The organism is Nocardia sp. NPDC004722, assembly GCF_053601505.1.
Genome location: NZ_JBSGBY010000511.1, coordinates 1 through 6,208, shown reverse-complemented (window position 1 = coordinate 6,208; position 6,208 = coordinate 1). Strand labels below are relative to the sequence as shown.

Genomic DNA, 6,208 nt, shown 5'->3' with positions numbered 1-6,208 from the left:
GCATGGTCGGCATCCAGCCTGGGCAACACCTGCTGGGCAAAGAAGATCGCCGTGGCGACCTTGCCTTCGTAGAACGCGCGATCGGGGCCGGTGGGATCGGAATCCAGTGCGGCAAGCGCTGTTTCGGCCCCGATGAGCAGCCTCCACGCCACCAGCAGATCACCGACGGCCAGCAGGAACCGCACCGAACCCAGACCAACCTTGTACAACTCCTCGGGCCGCTCTTGGGCGGCCACGAGATACCCGGTCAGCGCGCCCGCCATGTCCTGCACCCGATCGGTCCCGGTCGACAGCAGCTCACGCGCCACCTTCAGCTGTGCCCACGGCTCGGCGTCGGCGGTCGCGCGGATCTGCCCCAACACGTGCCCCAGGGCGACACCACGGTTGCGAGCGATCTTGCGGAAGAAGAAGTCCTGGGCCTGAATGGCCGTCGTGCCCTCGTACAGCGAGTCGATCTTCGAGTCGCGAATGTACTGCTCGATCGGGTAGTCCTGGAGGAAACCCGAGCCGCCCAGTGTCTGCAACGATTCGGCCAGATACTGGTAGGCGCGTTCGGATCCGACGCCTTTCACAATCGGTAGCAGCAGATCGTTGATCGCGGCCGCGAGTTCGGGGTCCGCACCCGAAAGATGCTGCGCCACCACATCATCCTGATGACCGGCGGTGTAGAGGTAGAGCGATCGCAGCCCTTCGGTATACCCCTTCTGCAACTGCAGCGAACGCCGCACGTCCGGGTGGCGGATGATCGCCACCTTCGGCTCGGCCTTGTCGGTCTGGCGGGTCAAGTCGGTGCCTTGGACTCGCTGCTTGGCGTAATCCAGCGCGGTCAGATAGCCGGTCGACAACGTGGCGATCGCCTTGGTGCCCACCATCATTCGGGCTTCCTCGATCACCTTGAACATCTGCGCGATGCCGTCGTGCACCTCGCCCACCAGCCAGCCCACGGCGGACACGCCGTGACCGCCGAAGGTGAGTTCACAGGTCGCCGAGGCTTTCAATCCCATCTTGTGCTCGACATTTGTGACGAATGCGCCGTTGCGTTCGCCCACCTCCCCGGTCTCGGGGTCGAAGTGAAACTTCGGAACGAAGAACAGCGACAGCCCCTTGCTGCCCGGGCCCGCGCCTTCGGGCCGGGCCAGCACCAGATGCGCGATGTTCTCGAACAGGTCGTCCGAGTCGGCTCCGGTGATGAAACGCTTGACGCCCTCGATATGCCATGAGCCGTCGACCTGCGGGACCGCCTTGGTGCGTCCGGCGCCGACGTCGGAGCCGGCGTCGGGCTCGGTGAGCACCATGGTCGCACCCCAATTGCGTTCCACCATCAGCTTGGCCCAGTGCCGCTGCTGCTCGGTACCGACACCGTGCACGACATTCGCGATCATCGGGCCCGTCAGATACATGTAGGCGGCGGGTTGCGCGCCGAGCACGAACTCGCTCAGCGCCCAGGCGACCATCGCCGGGGCGGCCACGCCGCCGATCCCCTCGACCTTGCCGACCCGCCAGTACTCCGCGTCGTACCACGCGCGCACGGCGTGTTTGAAGTTCTCCGGCAACCGCACCGAGTGGGTCTCGGAATCGAAAACCGGTGGAGTGCGGTCGGTTTCGGCGAACGGCACCGCGACCGGCCCCTCGGCCAGCCGCGCGGCCTCGATCAGCATGGTCCGAACGACATCCGGGTCGAGATCCCCGAAGGCGCCGGCCCCCAGGATGACGTCGAGACCGAACACCTCGAACAGGTTGAATTCGAGATCGCGCACATTGCTCTTGTAATGGCCCACGGTGCCACCTTTCGAGAAAAGGGGATGGTTACCGCATGAGTCGCAGTAGAGCGCACAGAGTTTGATCGCTCACCGGCCACTCTGGATCACGATCATCAGGCTGACAACGAGCTGTTAATGACCGCTAAGTAACGTCGTCGCGGAATTCACGCCATTCGCACACAGGTAGCAGGCAATTCGAACTCGATATGTGAACGGCCGCTAAGTGTTGTATTTCACTGCGCCGGTGTGCGTTCGCCGATCGGGGCCGCTTCGATCCGTTCGCCGATGGCGACCAGAACATCGACGAGATCTTCCCGGCGACGCAGCCGTGGATTGCGGACCGCGTCGATGACCACGGTGGTGGCGGCTCGAATCAGCAAGCGCGCCACCGCGGACGGAACGTCGGGCCGGGCGGCTTGCAGCATGCGACTCCATTGCGCGATACCGTCCAGACGCACCCGCCGATAGCGCTGGACCGCATCGGCGGGCAGGTGGCGGGTCTCGCTGACAGTGATGGCCAGCAAGTCGGGTTCCGCAACGCCGAAACTCGCGAAACTGCGCATCAGCGAGCGCATCGACGCTTCCGCGCTTCGCGTCTCGGAGATCGCCCGCATCAGTGTCAGCTGCAACCACTCGTCCTGCCGCTGGACGATCCGATCGAGGACCTCGGCTTTGCTCGAGAAGTGGTAGTACAAAGCGGGCCCGGAGACACCGACCGCCGCACCGATATCCTCGATCCCCACAGCGGCATAGCCGCGGGTACTGAAGAGCTTGGCAGCCTCGGCGAGCATGCGTTCCGACCTCAGAGCGCGACTCAGTTCGGTGTCCCCCGCTGCGCCGACTGTCCGCCGGGTCACCGCGCCCACGGCGGGCGGATCCGGCAGTCGGGTCCAGATCATCGTGGACACGACAGAATCGAGCACCTGCGCCGCGAGCGGCGACGGCAACTCGGTCCGGTGGTAGGACGGACTCACGGCAACCGACAGCACGCACCAGCTCAGCAACTCGACATTCGCCGCACTCAGCTCCGGCCGACATCCCCGGATCCAGCGCCGTAGATAGCCGGTGAGTCGAGAAGCGCGCACCAGCACCGCCGTGCGGTCACCGGGCTCGAGATTGCGGAACTCCAACTGCCACAACCTCGGAAGCTCACGCAGCTCGAGCGCCACACGAACCAGTGTGGCCGGAACTGCCGCACCGGATTCGTCGGACCGATGGGCGGCCTCGAGCCGGGCCAATGTGTCGTTGAGCCCCGCGAGCAGACAGTGCGCCAGCAACTGCCGCTTGTTGCGGAAGTGCCGATACAACGCCGGAGCCGAGACTCCCACCGCCGCGGCGATATCCGCCATCGAAGTCCCGTGATAGCCGCCGTGCGCGAAGGTATCGAGCGCCGCGTCCAGGATCATGGTGCGCCGACTCCGCGGCCGCCGCCGGCCTGCGGCGGCTCCAGCCTTCCGGGCCACCGATACAGACCTCCCTTGCCACTACCGCCAGTATGCGATACTGACGGTAGCAGCTTGCACGAAAGATCGCCGACCCGCGGCGTCACCGCTTAACGGCGGACGCATCGGCCGGTTGGGCCAGCACGAGCCCACTCAGACCCGTCGGTTGAGGATCGGATCTCCTGCGGCAGCGCGGAATTGGGCAATTGCCATTCGCATGGGGCGGAACGCCATCCTCGCCCGGGTTTCACGGGTTCGTGCCGGTGACCTCTCGGATGAAATCGTCGATGGCGTCCTGCATCTGGGTGAGGCCCGGCTCCTCGAGTGGGTAGTGCCCGGCGTTGTCCAACATCACCAGGCGGACACTCACCTTCGTGATGGGATCGAGAACAGGCTTACTCAATTCGAGTGGGGTCCAGTGGTCCTCGGCGGGCTGGGTGTGCAGGATCGGGCAGACGTCGAAGTCCGGCGGTTCGATGTCCGGGGTGTAGGTGTGGTAGTCGTCGAGGAACCTCATCGAGGCCACGTTCCCCGCCGAAGTCTTGTCTGCCAGCAGGACTTTCATAGCCTCCTCGTTGTTGCACAGCGCGCTCATCTTCGATGCCATCGCCATCGGATACTCCACGCCCTTCAGCGGCGAGTGGGCCAGGGCTTCGATGCCTTTGCTGCCGACGGTCGCGCTGAACTTGTCGTGTGCGGTCGCCATCCACACGTCCTTGTTGCGCTGATCCAGGAAGGTCATGCCGACGATCCCGGCGAGCGTGCCCCGCGGTGCGTGCGCGGCGACGTGGTAGGTCACCATGCCCCCGGCGGACAGGCCGTAGAACACGATCGGACGATCGTCGCGCGACTTCTCGTGCACCAGGTAGTCGGTGGCCATTTGAATCCAGTCGGCGTAGCCGTAGGTGTCGCGCTGCCCGACCTGGGTCATGCCGTAACCCAGGTTGTCGAGCGCTGTCACCTCCCAGCCCCTGTCGGCGAGCGGCTTGCCCAGAATCAAGTTCATCTGCCGGCCGTTGGTGCCCACACCGTGATGCAAGACCACCTTGGCGGGAGCGGCGGGATTGAGGTATCGGTCGAGGTGGATGTCGTTCCCGTTCCACGCCCAGAATTCTTCGGTGGGATAGTCGGCTTCGTCGTCGAGCCGGAGACGGGGTGGCAGGAACTGCTGTAGCTCGCGCCACGCGGATTGGTCACGGTAAACGGTGGCAGACTCGGACTTTCGGTTCATCAGAACCTCCTCCACATTCCTGCGGCACGACAGCTACGTCATGGCTGCGCGCCGCCGGTGACTTCCGGACAGATCAACTCGATGGCCAGACGCAGGCGCCGACGCACCCGGCCCGGATCCTTCAGGTCCGTCTCGAGCCCACGAGTCAGAGCGAGCAGTATCTCGGCTCGTTCCCTCGCGGCCGCCGCAGGCAGCGTCTCGGCCAGCACCCCGACGATGAGCTCTGTCAGCGTGTGCAGGTAGAACTGCGCCAGATCGGCGATGAGATGTTGGTCCTCGGCCAGCAAGTCCTCGGCGTGATGAGGGCTGTCGTGGTGGAGCTTGACAGCGACACCGAGTTTGATGTCGAGGACGCCGAAAACCCGCGCTGCGACAGTACCTTCGGTTTCAACCGCGGCCTGCGCCTTGCTGATCGCAGCATCGAGCATCCGACCGGCCACTTTGCGGAACGCGTCATTCTTGTCTGTGACGTAGCGGTACACCACTGGCCGGGTACGCCGCAATTCCCGCGCAATGTCTTCCATGGTCGTGCGATGCAGACCATGCCGGGTGAAGCAGGTATAGGCGGCCGCGAGCACATCGGCCTCCTGTATGGCGGTTTGCCTGTTGTTCGCCACAGGTTACAGATTGTCGGGAAATCGTAAGTTTGTCAACAATGAAAGTCCGGTCGGTCGATTGCGGTATTGCTCAACCCGCTACTTCCGATCGTCCGCCGAATCGGGATTCCAAGGCGGTCCGCAGCGTGTGGTCGGAATGTCGGAGCGCGACCACGACGAACGGTTCGATCACCCTGCCCAGAGCCTTCCCGGCCAGCCCACCGGGCAGTTCGTACTCGATGTCGACGGCCAATTCGGTTGTCCGCTCGTCGATGCCGAGGAATCGCCAGGAGGATCGGTTCACGAATCCGGATCGGGATTCGGTGCGGAGCAGGCAATTCGGCTTCCACTCGGTGATCTCGATGGTCGAGTGCAGGGTGACGCCGAGCTTCATCGCACCCTCGAAGACAGCACCGTTCCCCTGAGCGATTTCCCCAACCGGGCGCAAATACTCGATTCCGAACATCCACTCGGGGAAGTTGCGGAAGTCTGAGACGTAGTCGAAGGCGAAATCCAGTGGAGTCGCGGCGATTCCGGTGTGATGTACGTGAACCATCTGTTATGCGGATCCGATCAGGAGTTTCTTCTGGACCTTGCCCATTGCGTTGCGGGGCAGTTCTTCGACGACGTGTATCCGGCGGGGACGCTTGTGAGCCGAGAGGGTCTGGGCGACATGATCGATCACGCTCTGGTGATCGTTCACGGATCCGACCACATAGGCGACGATTCGTTGCCCCAGATCGGCATCGGCCTCACCGACCACGGCCGCCTCGCGGATTCCGGGATACGACAACAAGGTCTGTTCGATCTCGCCCGCGCCGATGCGGTAGCCCCCACATTTGATGAGGTCCACCGATTCCCGGCCCACGATCCGATGGAATCCATCCTGATCGACCACGGCGATATCACCGGTGCGGAACCACCCGTCGGCCGTGAACGATTCGGCTGTGGCAGCAGCGCGGTCGAGGTAGCCCTCGAATACGGTTGCACCCGAGATCTCCAGCGATCCAAGGGTTTCCCCATCGGGCGCGACGAGATCGCCCGCATGGTCGACGAGCCGGGTCCGGACTCCCGGCAGCGGGAGTCCGACCCATCCGGGTCTGCGCTGACCACGGAATCGGGTGCTGACGGTGATCAGGGTCTCGGTCATGCCATACCGCTCGATCGGCGGCGCTCCGG

General features: G+C 64.2%; 6 protein-coding genes. All 6 read right to left on the bottom strand.

Annotated elements, in window-relative coordinates:
- On the bottom strand, positions 1–1,778 hold a 1,778-nt coding region (locus tag ACWELQ_RS34955), incomplete at its 3' end, for an acyl-CoA dehydrogenase (protein WP_452401294.1).
- Positions 1,779–1,993: 215 nt separating this feature from the next.
- Positions 1,994–3,166, bottom strand: coding sequence for a TetR/AcrR family transcriptional regulator (locus tag ACWELQ_RS34950; protein WP_452401293.1), 1,173 nt, complete (start codon positions 3,164–3,166; stop codon positions 1,994–1,996).
- 283 nt (positions 3,167–3,449) lie between these two features.
- On the bottom strand, positions 3,450–4,433 hold the full coding sequence (locus tag ACWELQ_RS34945; RefSeq protein WP_452401292.1) for an alpha/beta hydrolase: 984 nt from the start codon (positions 4,431–4,433) through the stop codon (positions 3,450–3,452).
- 38 nt (positions 4,434–4,471) lie between these two features.
- On the bottom strand, positions 4,472–5,050 hold the full coding sequence (locus tag ACWELQ_RS34940; protein WP_452401291.1) for a TetR/AcrR family transcriptional regulator: 579 nt from the start codon (positions 5,048–5,050) through the stop codon (positions 4,472–4,474).
- Between the two features lie 70 nt (positions 5,051–5,120).
- Entirely contained in the window at positions 5,121–5,585 is a 465-nt protein-coding gene (locus ACWELQ_RS34935; protein ID WP_452401290.1) for an SRPBCC family protein, read from the bottom strand.
- Between the two features lie 3 nt (positions 5,586–5,588).
- Positions 5,589–6,208, bottom strand: a 620-nt coding sequence (locus ACWELQ_RS34930; RefSeq protein ID WP_452401289.1) for an AMP-binding enzyme, incomplete at its 5' end; no start/stop codon positions are given.

What these genes read in the sequence shown, in the direction of transcription:
- ACWELQ_RS34950 (WP_452401293.1), bottom strand. Translation starts at nt 3,166, where the DNA reads ATGATCCTGGACGCGGCGCTCGATACCTTCGCGCACGGCGGCTATCAC.
- ACWELQ_RS34935 (WP_452401290.1), bottom strand. Translation starts at nt 5,585, where the DNA reads ATGGTTCACGTACATCACACCGGAATCGCCGCGACTCCACTGGATTTC.
- ACWELQ_RS34945 (WP_452401292.1), bottom strand. Translation starts at nt 4,433, where the DNA reads ATGAACCGAAAGTCCGAGTCTGCCACCGTTTACCGTGACCAATCCGCG.